Source organism: Marinobacter sp. V34 (assembly GCF_055524115.1).
Map to the genome: position 1 here is coordinate 229,289 of NZ_JBUPZY010000002.1, position 21,624 is coordinate 250,912.

The window sequence follows — 21,624 nt, forward strand, 5'->3', positions numbered from 1 at the left end:
TATGGCCCGGCGAGTCTGGAGGAATGGTTACAGCAGGCCGCCACTGCCGGACCCTTTCACGGTCCCCTTGACGGTGTTCTGCACTTCACTCCGGACGCTCTCAGATACAGACGTTCCGATCTGCTGATTGGTTTCAGCGCGAATTTCAGCATTTCGGGTCTCATTCATGCGCTCTTGCGCCTGTTCGCGCTTCTCACCAGCTTCATCGCGAGCTGTGTCCGCTGTAGCATCGGCGGTGGCTCGCACCTTCTGGCCGGTTTCAACGCCAGCGCTGACCGCCTGATCGGCCCTTCCGCGGGCTTCTTCACTGGCCGCCTGGCGTTGGTCGGCAGCTTCGTCTCGAGCGGCTTCGCCGTTGACACTACCCTCTGCGCTTGCAGAGGCACCACCATTCGCGGAAACACCGTTGCGGGTGCTGGCTTCCGCACTCATGTTGGTCTCAGCCTGAGCGTTTGCATTGGCCGCGCCAGACCCTTCTGCGGCGAAAACGCCGGTGGAAAGAATGGAACAGATTGCGAGTGTCAGTACATGCTTTTTCATGGTTACGTCCTCCTGATTTACCCGTTTCGGGTGGCTTTCATCAGGGAGACGACTGAGAAAGGGATTTATTCCATGGTGATCGGAAAAGTAGACGTCTGGATAAAATATTCGGTCATTTATGCTCCATCAGTTCAGCGAGGGATCAAATTTGCGAAAACCGTTCTTTCCGGATTTCTTGGTGGCGTACATGGCCTTGTCAGCCTGGACAATCAGCGAACAAAAATCGGCGGCGGTTCCGGGGAAGGTTGCAATCCCCACGCTGCAACCTACGGTAACCGACCCCTCATTCAGCTCGACCGGTTCACTGGCCTGGGCAATGATCCGTTCGGCCAAAGGCTCACAGGGATAGTAACCTAACTCCTGCGTGTTTCCGTCCACCACAAAGGCAAACTCATCACCACCAACTCTCGCCACCATCTCCCCCGTGCGCTGAATATCGCGAAACCTCCTGGCGAGGACCTGTAGCAGATGGTCCCCGGTGATGTGGCCATAGCGGTCGTTCACTTCCTTGAAACCGTCGATATCCACTATGTACAGCACCACCTCACCCGTTGGATTGCGCACTTGCTGGGCAATGGCGTCTTCGAGGTTCTCCTCAAAAGCGGAGCGGTTGTGCAAACCGGTGAGTGAGTCGTGGGAGGCCTTGTAGAGGATCGCCGCTTCCTTAAGCCGGTCTTCGGTGATATCCCGGGCAATGGCAAAGAGTTTGGTGGTGATATTGCTGATAGCAGGGCAATACCAGGCAATCCAGCGCCAGCTTCCGTCCTTGGCGCGATAGCGGTTCTCAAAGCTGATGCTGTCGCGACCGGTGCCAAGCCCTTCGAGCTCCCTTCGAGTTTTGGCCAGGTCGTCCGGATGCACGAACTCGGCGAACGGGCGGGATATCAACTCATCCTTGGTGTACCCCAGCGTGTTGGCAAAAGCAGCGTTAACCCGTTTGAAATGGCCGTCCAGTCCCGCGATGCAGAGCATCTGAACGGAATGCTCGAAGAACCACTCCCACTCTTCCAGGCTTCGGTGGTATCTGGTGAGCTGACCAGACAGCTGGGTCTTGCTGTCCATCAGTGCTTTATGTTCCTTCTCCAGGGTCTCGAGCCTGGTTTCAAGACGCTCCAGCCGTTCGGCTTTCTCACGAAGCCGGGCGATGATCTCCTGATCGGTATTATTTTCCTCCGCCCCCATAAGCGCCGGCTCCCCCATAAGAAGCATCTTCCAGAATGTGGCAACAACGGAAGGTGATAGAAGAAGCTTCTTGCATTCAACATAGCACTCAGCATTGGTATTGTGAACAAATGTTCATCTTTATGCGTCTGGCGCAGACCCATACCTCGACACCGATTACCTTGGTCGAGCCCGGGCCGGGCAAGAAGGTCTCATACCCGGCAATTTTTCAGGTCACCTTTCCAGCATGGCTATTTTGAGCCTCAATCTTCAGCCTTTCGGCACATAGGAGCGCACATCCCAGCAGAAATAGCGCTTCAGCGCGCTGTTCGCCTCGTGGTCTTTCTGACGCCAGCCATAGACCTTGGGTTTGCTGGTTTCAATGGCGAGGGTGCCAAACACCAGCCAATCGTAGATCGCCAGCGTGGAGGTCACATTCTTGGCTGAATTGGGCCCGCGTGCGTGATGATGGTGATGCTGAGTGGGAAAAACCAGGATATGCGCCAGTGCCCACATGGTCTTGCGCACCCAGGCCCAGCGGTGGTTGTGAAAATACAGGTCATAATTCCAGTTCACGTGAGTATGGGCCGCCCATAGCCCCTTGAAGGCGGTAGCAATCAGGAACACCTCTACCAGCCCCAGATAAAGACACAGCAACTGGAAGGTGTAGTTGGGCATGATCAGCCACCAGGCCCAGCCATTGACGAAGGTCTGCGTTACCGTCAATTGGCCCTTGTTGTCCTGGCCCCCCGACATGTGGTGCGGGCGGTGGCTCATCTTGTAGAACGCCTGAACCCATTGCAGAAGCCTGTTATTGGGGCGACGCCGGTGGGCAAACAGGTGGAAACTGCCGTGGATAAATTCTTCCACACAGAAAAACACAATCAGAGTGGGCCAGAAGTACGCCTGCTCAAGCCAGGCCAATGAGCCAGCGCTGCCGGGAAGCAGCGTTGACAGGCCAAGCGTCAGCAACAGCAGTACCAGCGGCCGCTGCACGGCCACCATCATGAACGTGGCCAGGAACGCCATGCGCCAATCCTGCCTGTTCTTGCGACCTTCACGGGTACGGCCGCTTAGCACCTCCCAGAGGGCTGTGACCACAATAAAAGCCGTAACCAGCATCGTCAGTTTCTGATCGTCCATTATTGTTCTCCGAGACGAGGGTTTGTACGTCTTCTGACGCTACTGGGGAGAGCTATATTTTTCTATTCAATATTTGGTATAAGTATTATCCATGAAGCTGAATTTACGAAGTGTCGACCTCAACCTGCTGCCGGTATTCGACGCGATTATGGAAGCCGGGCAACTCTCCCGTGCTGCAGACACCCTGGGCATGAGCCAACCGGCGATCAGTGCCGCATTGCAGCGCCTGCGTCATACCCTGGGTGATCCCCTGTTTGTGCGTACCCATCAGGGTATGGTGCCGACGCCCCGCGCCCGTGAGCTGCACAGAAGCCTCAGCCAGCAGTTAGGCGCCATGCGGGATACGCTGGATCCGGCCAATCGCTTCGTACCAGGCACCAGCCAGCGCCGCTTTCGCGTACTCAGCAACGACTATTTCGAAATGGTGGTGTTACCAACGTTACTGACACGCCTGAGAAGCGAGGCGCCAAATGTGGTGGTGGAGGTCGCCCTGGCCGGCGATGACATGCCCCAGAGGCTGTATACCGCCGAAGCGGATCTTGCCGTGGATGCCTTTGCAACGGAGAACGAACGATTACGGCGGCAAGTGCTTCTCGCGGAGCGGCTTGCGGTGGTGGCACGACAGGACCACCCCGACCTGCGGAGAGATTGCAGCAAACAGCAGTTTCTGGACGCCGAACACGTTGTACTGCCGGATCGGAACCGACGCTTGCCCCTGGACCAGATCCTCAACGAGCCGGGTTGGCAGCGGCGAACCGGGGCCCGGGTAACCCAGTTCGCCAGCATCCTGGCTACGTGCAGCCGCTCCGACATGATTGCCACGGTGCCCGAACGTCTGGCCCAGCAGTACGCCCAGGCATTCGGGCTGAAGACCCTGCCGTTTCCGGTACATGTGCCACCGTTACCGGTTTACCTGTTGTGGGCCCCGGTGATGGACAACGACCCGGCCCACTTGTGGTTCCGCCAGCGCCTGATGGAAAGTGTCACAGACTGACGCCTTACCATTCCAGTTGCGCACCCGTCTGGTACTCAATCACCCGGGTTTCGAAAAAGTTCTTTTCCTTGCGCAGGGTGGCCTGCTCGTCCAGCCAGGGTGAGACGTTTTTCGCACCCGGGAACGGCTCGTCCAGGCCTACGGTTCTGGCCCGGCGATTGGCCACAAAGCGGAACTGTTCGCTGTGGTACTCCGCGGAGTAGCCCAGGATCGGATCCCGCAGGATGTAGTTGGCGTAGGCGGTTTCAGCGGCTTCGGACTCGTCCCACATATCGCGCACGGCTTTGGGGTCCAGCGTGATGTTTTCCTCTTCCAGGATCTGGTTCACCACTTTCAGCCCGAACGAGAAATGCATGGCTTCGTCCCGCAGGATGTACTGCAGTTGCTCACCGGTGCCCCGCATCAGGCCCCGACGCTGTAATGCGAAGATGGGGCTGAAACCGTTGTAGAACCAGGCACCTTCAAACACTGCCGCGAAGAAGAGGTAGGACATAATGAATTCCTGCAGGTCGTCCCGGTTGCGCAGATTCATATCAGAGCGCATGGCGGCATCCAGCCGACGGTTGGCCATCTGGATCTTGCCGTTGATGGCTGGAACCACCCGATAGCGGTTGTAGATCTCGCTCTGGTCCAGGTTGAGGGTTTCAATGCAGTGCTGATAGGCCCAGGTGTGCATGGCTTCCTCGTACACCTGCCGCGCCTGATAAATCTGCAGTTCCGGGGCACTCATTTTTTCCATCACCGCCAGACCTATATTGCGCATGGCGAGGATGTCGGACGTCGTCAGATACGCCAGCACGTTCTCATACACGTGCTTTTCCGGTGCGGACAGGCGATGGTGGTAGTCGTGAACATCCTGCGCCATGTTCACATCCAGCGGCGTCCAGTGGTTCTTGTTGGCGTTCATGAAGTATTCCCAGGCCCAGGGATACTTGAAGGGTGCCAGCTGATTGATGTCGGTTTCACCGTTGATAACCCGCTTGTCATCGACATTGACCGGGGCCGGTCCGTCTTGGGTGGCCAGGCGGGTTTGAGTGTTTGATTCGTCGTCCCAGTTAAGCATCTGTTTACCTCACAATTCTTGGTGGCGGTCGGAGTTACTGGCAGGCTTCGCAATCCGGTTCATCAATGCTGCATACCTGTGGCTGCGGGGCCGCTACCGGGGCGGTTTTCTCGGCGCCCGTGGCCCCCAGTGAACGCAGGTAATAGGTGGTTTTCAGCCCCCGCTCCCAGGCCAGTTGGTACAGCTCGTCCAGCTTCCTGCCACTGGGTTGCGCCATGTAGAGGTTCAGGCTCTGGGCCTGATCCAGCCATTTCTGGCGCCTGGCCGCCGCCTCCACCAGCCAGCGGGCATCGATCTCAAAGGCGGTGGCGTACCGGGCCTTCAGTTCTGCCGGAATGCGATCAATCTGCTGCACACTGCCATCGAAGTACTTGAGATCGTTCACCATCACGTTGTCCCAAAGGCCTTCTGCTTTCAGATCACGCACCAGCGACGGATTGACCACGGTGAACTCGCCGGAGAGATTCGATTTCACGAACAGGTTCTGGTACGCCGGTTCGATGGACTGGGACACACCGACGATGTTGGAGATGGTCGCCGTTGGCGCAATGGCCATCACATTGCTGTTACGCATGCCATTGCGGGAGATGAGTTCCCGCACGGGCGTCCAGTCGAGGCGGGTGTCGGTGTTGAGGCTCAAATCGCCGTCACGGCGGTTCGCCTTCAGCAGATTAATGGAATCAATGGGTAAAACTCCCTCGTGCCACAACGAGCCTTCGTAGGTCTCGTAGGCACCGCGTTCACCGGCCAGCGCCGCCGAGGCCCGGATCGCGAAATAACTGATCTGCTCCATCGCCACATCGGCAAACTCCACCGCTTCCGGGCTGGTGTAGGGCAGATTGAGCCGATACAGCGCATCCTGGAAGCCCATCAGGCCCAGGCCAACGGGCCGATGCTTGAAATTCGAGTTCCTGGCCTGGGGCACTGCGTAGTAATTGATGTCGACCACATTATCGAGCATGCGAACCGCAGTATTAATCGTGCGTTCGAGGCGCTGGACATCCAGCTCACCGTTGTGGACATGGGCCGCCAGGTTGATGGACCCCAGGTTGCACACGGCGATCTCATCCGCACTGGTGTTCAGGGTGATTTCGGTGCATAGATTGGAGCTGTGCACCACGCCCCGGTGCTGCTGAGGCGATCGCAGATTGCATGGGTCCTTGAAGGCAATCCACGGATGACCGGTCTCGAACAGCACGGTCAGCATCTTGCGCCAGAGCTGTTTGGCAGACACCGTCTTGAACAGGGTGATCTCGCCCCTGGCTGCCATCGCCTCGTACTCCTCATAGCGTTCCCTGAACGCATTGCCGTACAGATCATGCAGGTCCGGAGTGTCGTTTGGCGAGAACAGGGTCCAGTCCTGATCACTGCGCATGCGTTCGATCAGTAGGTCCGGTACCCAATTGGCGGTGTTCATGTCATGGGTACGACGACGTTCATCGCCGGTGTTCTTGCGTAGCTCCAGGAACTCCTCAATATCCAGGTGCCAGCTTTCCAGGTATGCGCACACGGCGCCCTTTCGCTTGCCGCCCTGATTCACCGCCACCGCCGTGTCGTTCACCACTTTCAGAAATGGCACCACGCCCTGGCTGCTGCCGTTCGTGCCTTTGATATGGGAGCCCAGCGCACGGACCGGTGTCCAGTCGTTACCCAGGCCGCCAGCCCACTTGGACAACATGGCGTTGTCGCGGATGGCACCGTAAATACCTTCAAGGTCATCCTGTACGGTGGTGAGGTAGCAGGACGACAGCTGGGAATGGCGAGTACCACTGTTAAACAGGGTCGGAGTGGAGGCCATGTAGTCGAACGATGACAGCAGGTCGTAGAACTCAATGGCCCGGGCATTGGGGTCATCCTCCTGCAGCGCAAGGCCCATGGACACGCGCATGAAGAAGACCTGGGGCAATTCCAGCCGGTCACCTTTCCAGTTGAGGAAATAGCGGTCGTAGAGGGTCTGCAGGCCCAGGAAACCAAACTGATGGTCCCGCTCCGGCTTGAGGGCGGCACCCAGGCGTTCCAGGTCGAACGCCGCCATGGCGTCATCCAACAGTTCGTAGTGGATACCCTGTTCAATAAAGGTGCTCAGGGCCTGCGGGTAAATTTCCGCCAGCGGCAAACTTAGGGGCAGCTTCAGGGCGGTCGCGGTTTCCAGCCGAAGTTGTTCCAGCAGCAGGCGAGCGGTCACAGCACTGTAGTCAGGCTCCTGCTCAATGCGACCACGGGCAGTCATGATCAACGCAGACAACACCTCTTCCTCAGCGATACCGTCGTAAAGATTCCTCAGCGCCCCTTCCACCAGAGATTCACCATTGATGCCCTCCAATCCCTGGCTGGCACGTTCAACCTGGACTTTCATTAGCCCCAGATCCAGCGGTGCAACGTCGCCGCCCGCCTTCTTCACGGTCAGCGTGGGATGCGCCTCAACCGGCTCCAGGCTGGCCCGCTCCTGAGCATGAGCTTCCCGGTAGAGGACGTAAGCGCGGGCCACTTTCTGCTCCTCCGCACGCATCAACGCCAGTTCCACTTGGTCCTGAATATCTTCAATATGCACCTTCCCGCCGGCTTTCAAGCGGCGGCTGATGGCCTGCATGACCTGATTCGTAACCTGTTCCACGGAATCGTGGATACGGGCTGAGCCCGCGGCTTCATCGCCTTCGACGGCAAGAAATGCTTTGGTCACAGCAACGCTGATTTTGCTGGCGTTGAATCCAACCAGAGCGCCGTTACGTTTAATAACCTGTAGGGAAGCAGTGCTGGATGAGGCAGATTGGCCGGGCTCGGCCAGAGTGGCGGTAGACATGTCCGTTCTCCTGAGTACGCGTTTATGCAAAGACCTTCGCGTACGCAGGGGCGAGCATCGCTCTGAACAGAGACAACACAAAACCGATCTGCTCACCTTGATACGCGAAGGTGCAGTTGTGTTCCCAGGCAGGTCTTCGGACTCAGGGGCGTGAGCCTGTTGGCTCGGCCTTGCGTGGCGACTTCCCGGCATTCGCCAGTGTCTTTGTGCCACGCTCGTTCCCCAATACCGCTGCGCGTCAGTTCCGGAGTCTCACCGGATTCCCAGTACCGTGATAATCGCGATCAGTGATTGATTAACCTTTGATCGCTATATCTGGTACCAAGCCAAGGATATAAACACTATATAGGCTAAGATTAATCACAACAAGGCACTTTTCCGACAGAGACCGGTCAGTGAACAAAAGCATAGGAGCATCCCATGAGTCCTTTACGGAGATACCTGACGGCCGCCCTGGCGCTTTCGATGATCGCAGCCACAGCCCTGGCAGACAGTGCCGAAAACTCGCTGATCACCGCGTTTTCAGCCATAACGTCCCTGGAAGATGGCTGGGAACCGATGGAGTTTCCGAAGATCGACCGCCACAGTCGCTATCAGCTGACGGACGACAACGGCGAACAGGTGGTCGAGGCCACCACGGACAACAGCGCCTCCGGGCTTATTGCAAGGGTGTCTGTCGAACCCGGGGATTCGCTGATCCTGCGCTGGCGGTGGAAAGTGTCGAACGTCTATGAGCAGGGAAACGCCCGTAAAAAGGAGGGCGATGACTACCCCGCGCGAATCTACGTGGCTTTTGAGTTCGAGCCGGACGAAGCCGGCTTTTTCGAGCGCGCGAAACGCAAGACCGTGGAAGTGGTGTTCGGGGAGGAACTGCCGGGCAATGCGCTGAACTACATCTGGGCGAACCGGCTGCCGGTCGGAGAGATCGTTGCCAACCCCTTCACCGATACCACGATGATGGTCGCGGTGAACTCCGGCGTCACCAACACTGGCGAATGGGTCACGGTGGAACGCGATATCGTTGCGGACTACCGCAAGGCCTTTGACCGCGAGCCACCAAAGCTGGTGGGCGTCGCCATCATGTCGGATTCCGACAACACCGGAGCATCTGCTACTGCCTGGTATGGCGATGTCAGCCTGGTCAAACCAGATTGATGACGCAAAACAGGCCCACCGCACCCATCACGATGGTATAGGGAAACGCCATCACAACCATCCGCCCGTAGGACAACCGCACCAGCGGGGCGATTGCAGACGTCAGCAGAAACAGAAACGCTGCCTGGCCGTTGGGTGTGGCCACACTGGGTAGGTTGGTGCCGGTATTGATGGCGATGGCCAGCTCCTGGAAATGCTCGTAGTCGATACTGCCGGCGTCCAGCGCCTGTTTGATTTCACTGATATACACGGTGGCTACAAACACATTGTCGCTGATCATCGACAACAGCCCGTTCGCAATAAAGAACATGCCCGGCTGCTGATCCTGCGGCAGGCTGAGCACAAAATCGATGATCGGCTTGAACAGGTGTTGCTCGTGAATGACCGCAACAATGGCAAAAAATACGACCAACAGCGAGGTAAACGGCAACGACTCCTGAAAGGCTTTGCCGATCTGGTGTTCGTCTGTAACACCGGTGAACGAGGTGATCAGGATAATCACCAGAAGGCCAATCAATCCCACCTCTGCCAGGTGAAACGCCAGCCCAACAACCAGTACCAGAGCCGCCATCGCCTGCACCCACAGGGCAGCCTGGTCGGCTTTCGTGCGCTTGGTGCGCTCGTTGTCAGCAAACTCTTCCAGTACCTGGCGGACAGGCTTGGGCAACCGGGCGCCATACCCAAACCAGCGCAGCTTTTCCAAAAGCCAGCAGGTGGTCAGGCCGGCCACCAGCACCGGCAGGCTCACCGGCGCCATGCGCAGGAAGAAACTGACAAAGTCCCACCCTACTACCTTGGCGATCAGCAGGTTCTGGGGCTCGCCCACCATGGTGGAGACTCCCCCCAAGGCCGTTCCAATAGCACCGTGCATCAGCAGGCTACGCAGAAAGGCCCGGAACTTGTCCAGGTCTTCCCGGTGCAACTCAATCACGTGTTCATCGCTGTTGGCGTTGTGATCAGAGTGATGATAACCCTTGCCGGAGGCAACCTTGTGGTACACCGAGTAAAAACCGACAGCGACACTGATGATGACTGCGGTGACGGTAAGCGCGTCCAGGAACGCGGATAGAACGGCCGCAGCAGCACAGAACAGCAGTGACAACGCGGACTTTGACCGCACACCCACCAGGATCTGGGTAAACGTCACGAGCAGCAGCTCTTTCATAAAGTAGATGCCAGCCACCATGAACATCAGAAGCAGGATGACCGGGAAGTTCACCAACACCTCGTGGTACACCGCGTCCGCTGACGTCATACCCACCAACAGGGCTTCAATCGCCAGCAACCCACCGGGCAACAGTGGGTAGCACTTCAGCGCCATGGCCAGGGTAAAGATAAACTCCCCCACCAACGCCCAACCGGCCACGGCCGGGCCAAGGGTCCAGACAATCAGGGGGTTGGCAATCAGGAAAAGCAGGATAACCTGTTTGTACCAGGTGGGCGCATTACCCAGGAAGTTGTGGGTAAAGCCGGAGAGAACGGTTGTGGGCATTGCGGGAATCTTCTGAGTAAACGGTTTGTTGGAATTGTGTGGCAGAAGGCCCGCATCTTCCTTGATATATGTGTAACCGGTAATTCCCCAAAGGTACAGGGTGAGTGCCTATTTGGTCTTACATGAAACAAGGAAGAGTGGCCGGACGACCACTCAAAAGAGTTTCGTAATATTACTTAAAAACAGAGTCGGAATCGACTCTATTTTCAGCGCTCAGAGTTTGTTTTGCCCCTCGTCACTTTCCACTCGTGATCAGAATCGGTAGGAAACCGACGCCGTCACGTTACGCTCAGCGCCGAAGTAACAGAACTCCAGGCTGTTATAGCAGGACGCCACGTATTCCTTGTCCAGCAGGTTGTTCACATTCAGCCGGGTAGAAACGCCTTCCAGGCCGAGTTTGCTGAAATCGTAGCCCAGGGCCAGATCCACCAGAGTGTAGTCCGGCACCTTTTCAGTATTGGCGTCATCAGCGTAGATATCCGCGATGTGACGGACACCCAATCCGGCGTTGGCACCGTTGAGAACTCCCCGTGAGAACCGGTAGCCCGCCCACAGGGTCAGTTGGTGTTCCGGCACCTGGCTGGCGGTATTGCCCTCGCGATAGGCCTCGGACTTCTCAAAGGTGACGTCCGTGAACGCATACCCAGCCTGGACATTCAGGTTCTCCGTCAGCTGTGCTTTGGCCTCCAGTTCCACACCCTGGGATTCAATCTCGCCGATGCTGCGGTAGAAGGACTCCTGCGGCAGCTTGGTGGCCAGGTTTTCCTGTTGGATGCGGAACAACGAGAGCGTGTACAGATCCGTGGTTCCCACTGGCTGGTATCTCAGCCCGGTTTCAATCTGCTTGCCTTCACTGGGGGCCAGCAGGTCGCCGCTCTCGTCGGTATAAGCACTGGGCGAAAACGACGTGGAGTAGGAGACGTAGGGGGCGATGCCGTTGTCGAACAGGTAGAGCAGTCCGGCGCGGCCACTGAACTGGGTTTCGTCCAGCTCTGCCACGACACCGCTGTCACGATTGGTGTTCTCGATCTCCACCCAGTCGTGACGGCCACCCAACGTCAGCCGCCAGCCGCCGGTAGCCAGTTGGTCCTGCAGATAGACCCCGGTCTGTTTCTGCTTTCGGAGATTGCGCTGCGGGGGATACAGGGCGGTGGGTTCGGCACCGTACTCAGGATTAAACGCATCAATGGCCGGGAAGGCGCCCGACGGCCAGACCACATCGTTCTCACGCTGTTGGTAGTCCACCCCCACCAGAACGGTGTGATCCACGGCGCCGGTCGCCACTTCCCCCTGGATCTGGTTATCGACCGTAAGCGAATGCAGATCCTCATCGCCACCGGAGTAGAAACGGTTAAGCTCAGTGGCCGAGGCCCAGCCATAGGCATAGACCTGTTTCAACTCAACGTCCGAATCCAGATAGCGGGCTTTCTGCAAGACGGACCAATCGCGGTTGATTCGATGCTCCAGATCGTACCCCACCATGGTCATGTCGCGCCGGAACAGGTCGTAGTCCGGTTCGCCCTCAAAGAAGGTGTTGTCGATTTTCTGGCCATTGCGAGATTCCACCGTGCCCTCGTACGGCAAACCGCTGTGATAGCCACCCTCCGGATCGCGCTGGAGGTAAGCCAGCAGCGTCAGGCTGGTATCGTCGGTCATTTCCCAGGTCAGTGACGGGGCAATGGCGCGGCGATCCAGCTCCACATGGTCCTGTTGCGCGTCGGCAGCCGAGGCAATACCGGTCACACGATAGGCCACCCGTTGTTCATCACCCACCGGGCCGGTGACATCAAAGGCAAAGCTGCGCTGGGCGTTGTTGCCGAGCGAGACACGAATTTCACCCCCATCCCGGAACTCCGGACGCTTGCTGGTCAGGGCAACAATCCCGCCAGGGGAGCCCTGGCCGTATAGAACAGAGGTCGGGCCTTTGACAATCTCCATACGCTCAAGGAACCAGGGATCAATGGCAAAGGAGCTGTAGGAGCCACCGTCGTTCATCACCCGCAGGCCATCCAGATAGGTGTTGTTGATACTGCCATCGGAAAAACCGCGGAGAATCAGATAATCGTAGCGGTTGGAAGACCCCACCTGGTTCGTACCCACACCCGGGGTATAGCTGGCGGCGCGCTGCACCGTGCGGGCGCCTTTTTCTTCCCAGTCTTCGCGGCTGACAACAGATACTGATTGCGGGGTTTCAATCACCGGGGTATCGGTTTTCGTGGCGCTGCGGGTCGCTGTTACGTTTAGCGCATCCAGCATTTTCGGTTCGCCCTGTTCCTGGGCAACGGCTAATGGCGCGCCGGTGACACCGACAAGGGCCATGGCAACCGCAAATGACAAACGGGAATGTCGGAACATGAAAACCTCACTTGGGTCTAACGATAATTTAATGCGAATTATTCGCTTTTAGATCCAGAATTAGATATGCCAAGTGACAGATTTTGTATGTGAAACGACAAACCCTATGATTCAGACGACGGTTTTGGGAGAAACACCGAACTGGCGACGGAACGCAGTCGCAAAGTTGGTGGCATGCCGATAGCCAGACCGGTGGGCCGCCTGCTGAACGGAGTAGCCCTGCTCCAGGTAATGCCAGGCCAGGTTCAACCGACACTTACGCAGATACCCGAACACCGACAATCCGTAGGTCGCACGGAATTTACTACGCAAACTGCTGGGGCTCATTGCGGCGCGGCTGGCGAGATCCGTCAGGGAGTAATCTTCCGTCGGGGCGAATTCTAGCAATTGACGAATAGCCTCCAGGCGCTGATGCTCCTGGGAGGAAGCACGACTTTTCCTCTCAATCGCTGGCACCTGCTCCGGAAGACCATAACCCACCAACTGCAGCGCCAGACCTTCCAGCACCAGTGTTTTCTGAGTCTCGGGCAGCCTGACGTCAAGGGATTGCTCAAGAGCCGTCATGAGAACCGGTGGAACGTCCCACAGCACCACTGGGTCCTGCACCCCCCTGAGCAGAGTTCGCAGAGAACCCTGTTCAGTGTGCGCCGGCAACGGGCCACCGGGATCAAAGGCCAACACAATGGTTTCCAGACGTTGGCCGGCGGGCTGATAGGCTGCCAGTGCGTACTCCGGTCGTAGCTGCAGGCTGGCGGCCATGCCACTTCCAAGCTCCCGCTCGACCGCACCAACCGACAGGCGAATGCGCCCTTCGAGCACGATCACCATCAACAGGGGCGCATGGCCCAGCGACACCGATTCGTAGCTGTGGGAGATCGTCAGGTCGGAATGAGTGAAACGAAACCCCGAAGGTAGCGGGGTTTCATCGATTCGCCCCCGGGCGATGGTAAGTTCATCATCGGGGGCGCTATGACCGTCGACGTCGGGAAAGCGGTAGCTGATTCCGTAGTCGCGGCCAAACGCCAGGAAATCCTGCCTGCCGAATGACGTTAATTCGGCACGATTGCCCCACACTAGCCAGCGGCACTCACTGTTGTGCCTGACGACGCTGACTCAACGGCGTCCGCCAGCATCTCAGCGGTAATTGCAGACAGGGTCCAGCCCAGATGACCATGCCCCGTGTTATAGAACACGGTGGGCAACCGGCCCGGCCCGACTCGCGGCATCATATTGGGCAGCATGGGGCGCAGTCCCGCCCAGGGTACGACGCGGCGGGTACAAACCCCGGGGAAACACTGCTCGACCCAGCGGGTAAGCGGCTGGATACGGTCATCCCGGATATCACGGTTGTAACCGCTGAATTCCGCCGTACCCGCAACCCGGAAACGATCATCTCCCAGGCGACTGGTCACGATCTTAGTGGCATCGTCCAGCAAACTGACTGTCGGCGCTGCCTTCTGAGAGGCCTGATCGTCCAGCTCAACGGTGATGGAATATCCCTTCACCGGGTATATGTTGACTCGGTCCCCCAGCTTGGCGGCCAGTTCCCGGCTACCCACACCCGCACAGATCACCACACCATCAAAAGTGTCGCGGGTCTGCTCCTCGCCGTCATGGGAGGTTACCCAAGCATGGGACCCGTCCGCACTAAGCTCGGTCACCGAGTGTCCATAGCAGGTTTTGACGCCGAGGCGCAGGATCGCGTCCGCCAGGCCGTTGGTGAACTTGTGGATGTCACCGGTTGAATCACTTTCGGTATAGAAACCGCCATAATAGGTCCCCGCCAACGTGGGCTCGATGGCGCGCATTTCCTCGGGCGTGACAGCCCGACGCTCCAGGCCGCCGGCGGCCAGTAACCTGGAAACATTCGCAGCATGGTCGAACCCGGCCTTGTCACGGTAGATATGGAGGATGCCCTGCTTCTTCAGATCAAAGTCGATTCCTTCGTCCTGCGCCCAGGCAAACAGGTGATCGCGGGCGGCAATCGCAAGGCGGGCAGTTTCCGTGGTGTTCTGTTCATATTGAGGAATCGCAGCGATGAATTCGGCGAACCAGCTCAGTTTGTGCCAGGAAGGCTTGGGGTTGACCAGTAGCGGCGCATCCCTGCGGGACATCCACTTAAGGCCCTTGATGATGGTCTGCCAGTTGTTCCAGACCTCGGCGTTGGAGGCGGACAACTGACCACCATTGGCAAAGGACGTTTCCATCGCCGCGTAACGGTGTTTCTCGTAGACCGTCACATCCAGGCCGCGCTTGGCCAGGGTGTAAGCGGTGGTGATACCCGTGATACCACCGCCAATAACTGCAATTCGCTTCATAACACTCTCCAGGGGCGTCCAGGGTTTCCTTTCTCCACAGCATGGTAGAAAGCACCCCTTCCGTCACTGTACCTGAGAGATTCACGCACCGTTCCAACAGAACCGGTCGCTTGCTCCTTCGGTGTGCCAACGGACGCAGTCGTTGGCAACTCTTCGGAAAGTCTTTATGTCAGCGGTCCTTTTGCCTGAGAGTTTCCGGGGCAGTTGCTCCTTCGGCGCCGGCCACACCAATGTGTGACACGATCTCTCCCGCTAACACCTTCTGTCTGCAATAAATGCAAGTCTGCTTCGCAAAGTAGCAAATAACGCAGCGCTACAAAACCTCTTCCTCAATTGACGCCTTAAGTTAAAAGCGCCAAACCAGATAAGTCATCACCAAAATCATAGCACCCCCAACAGCAGGGAGATTTACTCAACTGTGACACTCTTCGCCAGATTCCGGGGCTGGTCCACGTCCGTGCCTTTCAGCACGGCCACATGATACGACAGCAACTGCAATGGCACAGTATAGACAATCGGTGAGGTGATCGGGTGTACCGACGGCAGCGGCATCACGTGGATACCTTCCTGTGGCCGTACGTCCGCTGCCTGGTCAGCAAATACAAACAACTCGCCACCGCGGGCGCGAACTTCTTCCAGATTGGACTTCAGCTTTTCCAGCAGCTCATTATTGGGCGCCACTGTGACCACCGGCATCTCCCCGTCCACCAAGGCAAGGGGACCGTGCTTGAGCTCACCGGCCGGATACGCTTCGGCGTGAATGTAGGAGATTTCCTTGAGTTTCAGTGCACCTTCCAGAGCCACTGGGAACATGGCACCGCGGCCCAGGAATAGACTGTGGTTCTTGTCCATGAAGGACTTCGACATCTCGGCGATATCGCCATCCAGTGCCAAGATCTGATCCACCTGACCGGGTAGCAGGCGAATAGCCTCAACAATCTCTGCTTCCCGAGACTCTTCCAGGCCGTTGTGGCGAGCCAATGCCAGGGTGAAGATCAATAGCGCGGTAAGCTGGGTGGTGAACGCCTTGGTGGAGGCAACGCCGATTTCCGGGCCGGCCTGCGTCATGATCACCAGATCGGACTCCCGCACCAAAGAGCTCCCCGGTACGTTGCAGATGGCCATGGCGGCACGGAAACCGGCTTTCTTGGCCTGGCGCAGCGCCGCGAGGGTATCGGCGGTTTCTCCGGATTGGGAGATACACAGGAACAGGGTATCCGGCTGAATCACATGTTTCCGATAACGAAACTCGGAGGCCACTTCCACGGAACAGGGCACGCCCGCCAGGTCTTCTATCCAGTAGCGCGCGACCATGCCAGCGTGGTAACTGGTCCCACAGGCGATGATCTGAACATGGCGAACGTCTTCCAGCAGGTTGCCGGCCTGGGTACCAAGCGCCTGTTCCAGCACGCGGGTGTTGGTCACTCGGCCTTCCGTTGTGGCGCGGATGACCCGCGGCTGCTCATGGATTTCCTTGAGCATGAAATGGCGGTACTCGCCTTTTTCGGCGGCGTCCTGGCTGTGTTCAAAGCGGGTAACCGCACGCTCCACCGGTTGCTTGTTGCGATCGTGGATCTCGATTCGATCACGGCGGATATCGGCGATATCGCCTTCTTCAAGGAACATGAAGCGGTCGGTAACCGGTAGCAACGCGAGCTGGTCGGAGGCAATGAAGTTCTCTCCAATACCCACACCCACCACCAACGGGCTGCCTTCACGGCAAACCACCATATGGTCCGGTTCATCAGCGTGGATCACTGCCAGCGCAAACGCACCACGCAAACGTTCAATCGCGGTACTCACGGCCTCGTAAAGGCTGTTGCTTAGACGGAACTGCTTTTCGATAAGGTGCGCAACGACTTCTGTGTCCGTCTGGGAGGTGAACTCAAACCCCTCGGCTTTCAGTTCTTCCCGCAGCTCCTGATAGTTCTCAATAATACCGTTATGGACAATGGCCAGGCGATCACCGGACATATGCGGGTGTGCATTGATCTGGGAGGGTTCACCGTGGGTCGCCCAGCGGGTATGTGCGATACCGGCGGCTCCCTCAAGCCCGTTGCCAGTCATGACATCGGCCAGAGCGGCCACTTTACCTACTTCCCGGGCCCGGTTAATGGCTTGTTTGCCATCAATCACGGCCATACCGGCAGAGTCATAGCCCCGGTATTCCAAACGGCGCAGGCCTTCGAGAAGAATTCCCTGAACGTCCCTTTCCGATACCGCACCTACAATGCCACACATGTCGCTGTCACCTGTCCGTTGTAAATCGTTTAAATCACTTTTTCGCCGGCCGTTCCCAGCCGGAAATATTACGTTGGCGGGCCCGGGCTACCGCCAGTTCGCTTTCCGCCACATCACGGGTGATGGTCGAACCCGCACCGACGGTAGACTCGGCGGCCACGCTGACCGGTGCCACCAATGAGGTGTTGGAACCCACAAATACGCCATCACCAATAACGGTTCTGTATTTATTCACCCCATCATAATTACAGGTGATGGTTCCTGCACCCACATTTACGTTACGGCCAAGTGAGGCATCGCCAACGTAACTGAGGTGGTTGATCTTGCTGCCCTCTCCCACGTCAGCTTTTTTGGTCTCGACAAAATTCCCAACCTTGGTGTTGGCAGCCAGTCGGGTACCCGGCCGGAGGCGGGCGAAAGGCCCAATACTGGCACCCGCCCCCACTTCCGAGCCGTCGATCAGCGAGTGCGCTTCGATTTTTGCACCGGCCGAGATATGGCTGTCCCGAATCACACAGCCCGGGCCAACACTAACGCCATCCGCCAGGGACACCTTGCCTTCAAACACCACATTAACATCGATCAGGACGTCCTGGCCTACGGTCAACTCGCCACGCACATCAATACGGGCCGGATCGGCCAGGGTTGCGCCCTCAGTCATCAACCTGTCCGCTTCCTGACGCTGCACCCAGCGCTCAAGTTCGGCGAGTTGAAGACGGTTATTAACGCCCTGGACTTCGTATTCGCTAGCAGGCTGGGCAACGGCAATCTCCACTCCGCGATCAGCCGCCATGGCAATGATGTCGGTCAGGTAGTATTCACCTTGAGCATTACGATTGGAGAGCTGCGGCAACCATTCCTTCAAGTGACGTGCCGAGACCGCCAGGATGCCAGTATTCACCTCCCGTATATCCTTCTGAGCGTCGGTGGCATCCTTCTGTTCGACAATCGCGCGAACCTTGTCGTTGTCATCCCGCAGAATGCGTCCGTAACCGTCCGGCGTTTCCAGGTTCACAGTCAACAACGCAAGTGAACGATCACTTACTTGAGCAACCATGTTCTCAAGCGTTTCGACTTTGGTTAATGGTACATCACCATAGAGAATCAACACCCGTGCTTCATCTGGCAGAGCCGGCAGGGCCTGGGCAACCGCGTGGCCCGTACCCAGCTGTTCTTCTTGCAACGCCCAGATGAGATCGTCGGCGGGAGTGATCTGCCGAACCTGATCCGCACCATGACCAATGACGCCATGGATACCGGAGGCGCCCAACTGGCGCGCGGTATCAACAACGTGATGAAGCATGGGTTTGCCCGCCACCCGGTGGAGAACCTTGGGCAGCGACGATTTCATTCTCGAACCCTGGCCTGCAGCCAGAATCACAACGTGAAGGGGAGTCATACGATTACCACGCTCCGGATTGGTAGCCAATTTCGGTGCCTGAAAACAAAAAAACCGCATCCTTGGTTGCCTGACAACGTTTCGCTGTTCTCAGGCTACTCAGGATGCGGTTTTGGTGATCGGCAGTCCCGAACAAAAATGCTTAACGCATCTTGTTGCGCAGCTGCTGAATGGTTCGAAGCTGAGCAACAGCCTCGGCCAGTTCAGCGGCAGCACGGGAATACTCGAATTCACCAGTTTGGTTGGCGAGTGCCTTCTCAGCTTCACGCTGAGCCTCCAACGCCGCTGCTTCGTCCACATCCTTGGCACGGACAGCAGTGTCCGCGAGCAGCGTCACCAGATTCGGCTGAACCTCCAGATAACCACCGGACACATAGAGGATTTCTTCCTCTCCGCCCTGTTTGATTATCCGGATGGGACCCGGCTTAAGCTGGGTCAGCAGCGGCGTATGACCCGGGGCAATACCCAGGTCACCTTCAGAGCCGGCTGCGATCAGCATTTCAACCAATCCGGAATAGATCTTTGTTTCGGCACTTACCACGTCACAATGCACGGTCATACCCATGTTGTTGCCTCTTTGATCGATCCGGAAACAAGCGCTTGAGGCTCAGATTACTTCTTCGCCTTGCTCTTCATTTCCTTCGCTTTCTCGACCGCTTCCTCAATGGTACCAACCATGTAGAACGCCTGCTCAGGCATGTCATCATAGTCGCCGTTGAGGATGCCCTTAAAGCTGCTGATGGTTTCCTTTAGGGAAACATACTTACCGGGCGAACCGGTGAACACTTCAGCAACGTGGAACGGCTGGGACAGAAAACGCTCGATCTTACGGGCCCGGGCAACGGTCAGCTTGTCTTCTTCTGACAGCTCGTCCATACCCAGAATCGCGATGATGTCTTTCAGCTCTTTGTAGCGCTGCAGGTTGGTCTGCACGCCACGAGCCACTTCGTAGTGCTCGTTACCAATCACCAGCGGGTCCAACTGACGTGATGTGGAGTCGAGCGGGTCGATCGCCGGGTAGATACCCTTGGAAGCGATGTCACGGCTCAGTACTACAGTCGCGTCAAGGTGGGAGAAAGTGGTCGCTGGTGACGGGTCAGTCAAGTCATCCGCCGGTACATAGACCGCCTGGATGGACGTGATGGAACCAGTCTTGGTGGAGGTAATACGCTCCTGCAGCTCACCCATCTCCTGGGCCAGTGTCGGCTGGTAACCTACTGCAGACGGCATACGGCCCAGCAGTGCAGATACCTCGGTACCGGCCAGTGTGTAACGGTAGATGTTGTCGACGAACAACAGGACGTCACGACCTTCATCACGGAACTTCTCAGCCATAGTCAGGCCGGTCAGGGCTACACGAAGACGGTTTCCGGGAGGCTCGTTCATCTGGCCGTAGACCATCGCTACTTTATCAAGGACGTTGGAGTCCTTCATTTCGTAGTAGAAGTCGTTACCTTCACGGGTCCGCTCACCAACACCGGCGAATACGGAGAGACCGGAGTGCTCTTTCGCGATGTTGTTGATCAGCTCCATCATGTTGACGGTCTTACCAACACCGGCACCACCGAACAGGCCAACCTTACCACCTTTGGCGAACGGGCAGATCAGGTCGATAACCTTGATGCCGGTTTCCAGCAGGTCTGCGGACGCCGCCTGGTCGGCATAGCCCGGTGCCTTGCGGTGGATACCCCAGCGTTCTTCTTCGCCGATCTCGCCCTGTTCGTCGATAGGACGACCCAGTACGTCCATGATACGGCCCAGAGTCTGGGTACCGACCGGCACGGAAATAGCCTTACCGGTGTTGTCTGCTTTCAGGCCACGCTTCAGGCCTTCGGTGCTGCCCATCGCGATGGTACGAACAATGCCGTCACCCAGCTGCTGCTGGACTTCCAGAGTTGTTTCGCCACCTTCAAGCAGCAGTGCGTCATATACGTTGGGTACGGAGTCACGTGGAAATTCCACGTCGATAACCGCGCCAATGATCTGAACGATGTGTCCGCTACTCATGCTCGGTTCCTCGTTATCTTGATAGTCAATAAAACCAGTTGGATTGCTGGCGGATCAGACCGAAGCCGCGCCGCTGACAATCTCCGAAATCTCTTGGGTGATGGCTGCCTGACGCGCCTTGTTATAAGCCAACTGAAGCTCGTCGATGATGCCACCGGCGTTGTCGGTTGCGCTCTTCATGGCGATCATACGGGCGGCCTGTTCACATGCCAGATTTTCCACCACACCCTGGTACACCTGGGATTCAATGTAACGTGGCAGAAGGCCATCGAGGATCTGCCTGGCATCGGGCTCGTAGAGATAATCCCACTGGTTCTTGATCTCTTCCTCGTCTTCCCCCGGAGGCAGCGGCAGAATCTGCTCGACCTGCGGGGTTTGGGTCATGGTGTTTTCGAACTCGTTGCTGACCAGATACAAACGGTCGATCTTGCCTTCCGAGAACGCATCCAACATGACTTTGACGTTGCCGATGAGTTTGTCGGAGCTCGGGCTGTCCCCCAGATGGGTCAGCGCCGCAACGACGTTACCGCCATAGCTCCTGAAGAAAGAAGCACCTTTCTGCCCGATGGCGCACAGATCAGCCTCAACTCCTTTCTCTTTCCACGCTCGCATGTCACGGACAAGCGCTTTGAACAGGTTGATGTTCAGACCACCACACAGGCCACGATCACTAGACACCACCACATAGCCTACGCGCTTAACTTCTCGCTCAACCATGAAGGGATGTTTGTACTGAACGTTCGCCTTGGCAATGTGCCCGATAACCTGACGCATCTTTTCCGCATAAGGGCGTGTTGCCTTCATGCGTTCCTGAGCCTTACGCATCTTGCTCGCAGCCACCATTTCCATGGCGCTGGTGATCTTCTGCGTACTCTTGATGCTGGATATCTGGTTACGTATTTCTTTTCCGCCGGCCATAACTCACTGCCTTCTCAAGTTAGACACTCACTGCTCGT

The 21,624-nt window shown here is 57.3% G+C and carries 16 protein-coding genes and 2 riboswitches; of the genes, 2 read left to right on the forward strand and 14 right to left on the reverse strand.

What is annotated here, in order from left to right; genetic code table 11:
* Positions 1 to 27: 27 nt before the first annotated feature.
* The 3 genes from AC0B60_RS04145 to AC0B60_RS04155 all read right to left on the reverse strand — a co-directional run bounded on the left by AC0B60_RS04145 (position 28) and on the right by AC0B60_RS04155 (position 2,844).
* Positions 28 to 540: a hypothetical protein gene (locus tag AC0B60_RS04145; RefSeq protein WP_091644436.1), complete on the reverse strand. Its 513-nt coding sequence runs from the start codon at positions 538 to 540 to the stop codon at positions 28 to 30.
* A 126-nt stretch (positions 541 to 666) separates the two neighbouring features.
* Complete coding sequence (locus AC0B60_RS04150; protein WP_465084267.1) at positions 667 to 1,722, reverse strand: diguanylate cyclase domain-containing protein; 1,056 nt, start codon at positions 1,720 to 1,722, stop codon at positions 667 to 669.
* Positions 1,723 to 1,971: 249 nt separating this feature from the next.
* Complete coding sequence (locus AC0B60_RS04155; protein WP_465084269.1) at positions 1,972 to 2,844, reverse strand: sterol desaturase family protein; 873 nt, start codon at positions 2,842 to 2,844, stop codon at positions 1,972 to 1,974.
* A gap of 91 nt (positions 2,845 to 2,935) precedes the next feature.
* Here AC0B60_RS04155 and AC0B60_RS04160 point away from each other — a divergent pair, with 91 nt between their 5' ends.
* On the forward strand, positions 2,936 to 3,838 hold the full coding sequence (locus AC0B60_RS04160; RefSeq protein WP_465084271.1) for a LysR family transcriptional regulator: 903 nt from the start codon (positions 2,936 to 2,938) through the stop codon (positions 3,836 to 3,838).
* A gap of 4 nt (positions 3,839 to 3,842) precedes the next feature.
* Here the strand turns inward: AC0B60_RS04160 and AC0B60_RS04165 are convergent, their stop codons facing one another.
* Both AC0B60_RS04165 and AC0B60_RS04170 read right to left on the reverse strand, forming a co-directional pair.
* A complete protein-coding gene (locus AC0B60_RS04165) occupies positions 3,843 to 4,901 on the reverse strand; it encodes a ribonucleotide-diphosphate reductase subunit beta (RefSeq protein WP_465084272.1) in 1,059 nt (352 codons plus the stop codon).
* Positions 4,902 to 4,935: 34 nt separating this feature from the next.
* The gene (locus AC0B60_RS04170) at positions 4,936 to 7,701 is read right to left on the reverse strand and encodes a ribonucleoside-diphosphate reductase subunit alpha (protein ID WP_465084274.1); all 2,766 of its coding nucleotides are present in this window, start codon (positions 7,699 to 7,701) and stop codon (positions 4,936 to 4,938) included.
* Positions 7,702 to 7,811: 110 nt separating this feature from the next.
* A riboswitch (cobalamin riboswitch) is annotated at positions 7,812 to 8,020 on the reverse strand.
* 101 nt (positions 8,021 to 8,121) lie between these two features.
* On the opposite strand from AC0B60_RS04170, the gene AC0B60_RS04175 reads away from it, so the two are divergent.
* Complete coding sequence (locus tag AC0B60_RS04175) at positions 8,122 to 8,856, forward strand: DUF3047 domain-containing protein (protein WP_465084276.1); 735 nt, start codon at positions 8,122 to 8,124, stop codon at positions 8,854 to 8,856.
* Here AC0B60_RS04175 and nhaB read toward each other — a convergent pair.
* From nhaB to atpG, 9 genes are all read right to left on the reverse strand, one after another.
* The gene (nhaB, locus tag AC0B60_RS04180) at positions 8,843 to 10,348 is read right to left on the reverse strand and encodes a sodium/proton antiporter NhaB (protein WP_288353156.1); all 1,506 of its coding nucleotides are present in this window, start codon (positions 10,346 to 10,348) and stop codon (positions 8,843 to 8,845) included. The genes AC0B60_RS04175 and nhaB overlap by 14 nt on opposite strands.
* Before the next feature lie 252 nt (positions 10,349 to 10,600).
* Positions 10,601 to 12,703 carry a TonB-dependent siderophore receptor gene (locus AC0B60_RS04185; RefSeq protein ID WP_465084278.1) on the reverse strand — a complete coding sequence of 701 codons (2,103 nt, stop codon included), beginning with the start codon at positions 12,701 to 12,703 and terminating at the stop codon, positions 10,601 to 10,603.
* 111 nt (positions 12,704 to 12,814) lie between these two features.
* Complete coding sequence (locus AC0B60_RS04190) at positions 12,815 to 13,777, reverse strand: helix-turn-helix transcriptional regulator (protein ID WP_465084280.1); 963 nt, start codon at positions 13,775 to 13,777, stop codon at positions 12,815 to 12,817.
* Positions 13,777 to 15,021: a D-amino acid dehydrogenase gene (locus AC0B60_RS04195; RefSeq protein WP_465084282.1), complete on the reverse strand. Its 1,245-nt coding sequence runs from the start codon at positions 15,019 to 15,021 to the stop codon at positions 13,777 to 13,779. The genes AC0B60_RS04190 and AC0B60_RS04195 overlap by 1 nt, the downstream gene beginning before the upstream one ends.
* A gap of 163 nt (positions 15,022 to 15,184) precedes the next feature.
* Positions 15,185 to 15,283, reverse strand: a riboswitch (glycine riboswitch).
* Positions 15,284 to 15,429: 146 nt separating this feature from the next.
* Positions 15,430 to 17,262 carry a glutamine--fructose-6-phosphate transaminase (isomerizing) gene (glmS, locus tag AC0B60_RS04200; RefSeq protein ID WP_465084284.1) on the reverse strand — a complete coding sequence of 611 codons (1,833 nt, stop codon included), beginning with the start codon at positions 17,260 to 17,262 and terminating at the stop codon, positions 15,430 to 15,432.
* A gap of 34 nt (positions 17,263 to 17,296) precedes the next feature.
* Positions 17,297 to 18,661, reverse strand: coding sequence for a bifunctional UDP-N-acetylglucosamine diphosphorylase/glucosamine-1-phosphate N-acetyltransferase GlmU (glmU, locus tag AC0B60_RS04205; protein ID WP_465084286.1), 1,365 nt, complete (start codon positions 18,659 to 18,661; stop codon positions 17,297 to 17,299).
* Positions 18,662 to 18,803: 142 nt separating this feature from the next.
* Positions 18,804 to 19,226: a F0F1 ATP synthase subunit epsilon gene (locus tag AC0B60_RS04210; protein ID WP_465084287.1), complete on the reverse strand. Its 423-nt coding sequence runs from the start codon at positions 19,224 to 19,226 to the stop codon at positions 18,804 to 18,806.
* Positions 19,227 to 19,273: 47 nt separating this feature from the next.
* On the reverse strand, positions 19,274 to 20,668 hold the full coding sequence (gene atpD, locus AC0B60_RS04215) for a F0F1 ATP synthase subunit beta (RefSeq protein WP_465084288.1): 1,395 nt from the start codon (positions 20,666 to 20,668) through the stop codon (positions 19,274 to 19,276).
* 54 nt (positions 20,669 to 20,722) lie between these two features.
* The gene (atpG, locus tag AC0B60_RS04220) at positions 20,723 to 21,586 is read right to left on the reverse strand and encodes a F0F1 ATP synthase subunit gamma (RefSeq protein WP_465084289.1); all 864 of its coding nucleotides are present in this window, start codon (positions 21,584 to 21,586) and stop codon (positions 20,723 to 20,725) included.
* Between the last annotated feature and the right edge of the window lie 38 nt (positions 21,587 to 21,624).

What these genes read in the sequence shown, in the direction of transcription:
- AC0B60_RS04150 (WP_465084267.1), bottom strand. Translation starts at nt 1,722, where the DNA reads ATGGGGGCGGAGGAAAATAATACCGATCAGGAGATCATCGCCCGGCTT.
- AC0B60_RS04185 (WP_465084278.1), bottom strand. Translation starts at nt 12,703, where the DNA reads ATGTTCCGACATTCCCGTTTGTCATTTGCGGTTGCCATGGCCCTTGTC.
- glmU (WP_465084286.1), bottom strand. Translation starts at nt 18,661, where the DNA reads ATGACTCCCCTTCACGTTGTGATTCTGGCTGCAGGCCAGGGTTCGAGA.
- AC0B60_RS04195 (WP_465084282.1), bottom strand. Translation starts at nt 15,021, where the DNA reads ATGAAGCGAATTGCAGTTATTGGCGGTGGTATCACGGGTATCACCACC.
- AC0B60_RS04155 (WP_465084269.1), bottom strand. Translation starts at nt 2,844, where the DNA reads ATGGACGATCAGAAACTGACGATGCTGGTTACGGCTTTTATTGTGGTC.
- AC0B60_RS04145 (WP_091644436.1), bottom strand. Translation starts at nt 540, where the DNA reads ATGAAAAAGCATGTACTGACACTCGCAATCTGTTCCATTCTTTCCACC.
- AC0B60_RS04210 (WP_465084287.1), bottom strand. Translation starts at nt 19,226, where the DNA reads ATGGGTATGACCGTGCATTGTGACGTGGTAAGTGCCGAAACAAAGATC.
- AC0B60_RS04165 (WP_465084272.1), bottom strand. Translation starts at nt 4,901, where the DNA reads ATGCTTAACTGGGACGACGAATCAAACACTCAAACCCGCCTGGCCACC.
- nhaB (WP_288353156.1), bottom strand. Translation starts at nt 10,348, where the DNA reads ATGCCCACAACCGTTCTCTCCGGCTTTACCCACAACTTCCTGGGTAAT.
- AC0B60_RS04160 (WP_465084271.1), top strand. Translation starts at nt 2,936, where the DNA reads ATGAAGCTGAATTTACGAAGTGTCGACCTCAACCTGCTGCCGGTATTC.
- glmS (WP_465084284.1), bottom strand. Translation starts at nt 17,262, where the DNA reads ATGTGTGGCATTGTAGGTGCGGTATCGGAAAGGGACGTTCAGGGAATT.
- AC0B60_RS04170 (WP_465084274.1), bottom strand. Translation starts at nt 7,701, where the DNA reads ATGTCTACCGCCACTCTGGCCGAGCCCGGCCAATCTGCCTCATCCAGC.
- AC0B60_RS04175 (WP_465084276.1), top strand. Translation starts at nt 8,122, where the DNA reads ATGAGTCCTTTACGGAGATACCTGACGGCCGCCCTGGCGCTTTCGATG.
- atpG (WP_465084289.1), bottom strand. Translation starts at nt 21,586, where the DNA reads ATGGCCGGCGGAAAAGAAATACGTAACCAGATATCCAGCATCAAGAGT.
- atpD (WP_465084288.1), bottom strand. Translation starts at nt 20,668, where the DNA reads ATGAGTAGCGGACACATCGTTCAGATCATTGGCGCGGTTATCGACGTG.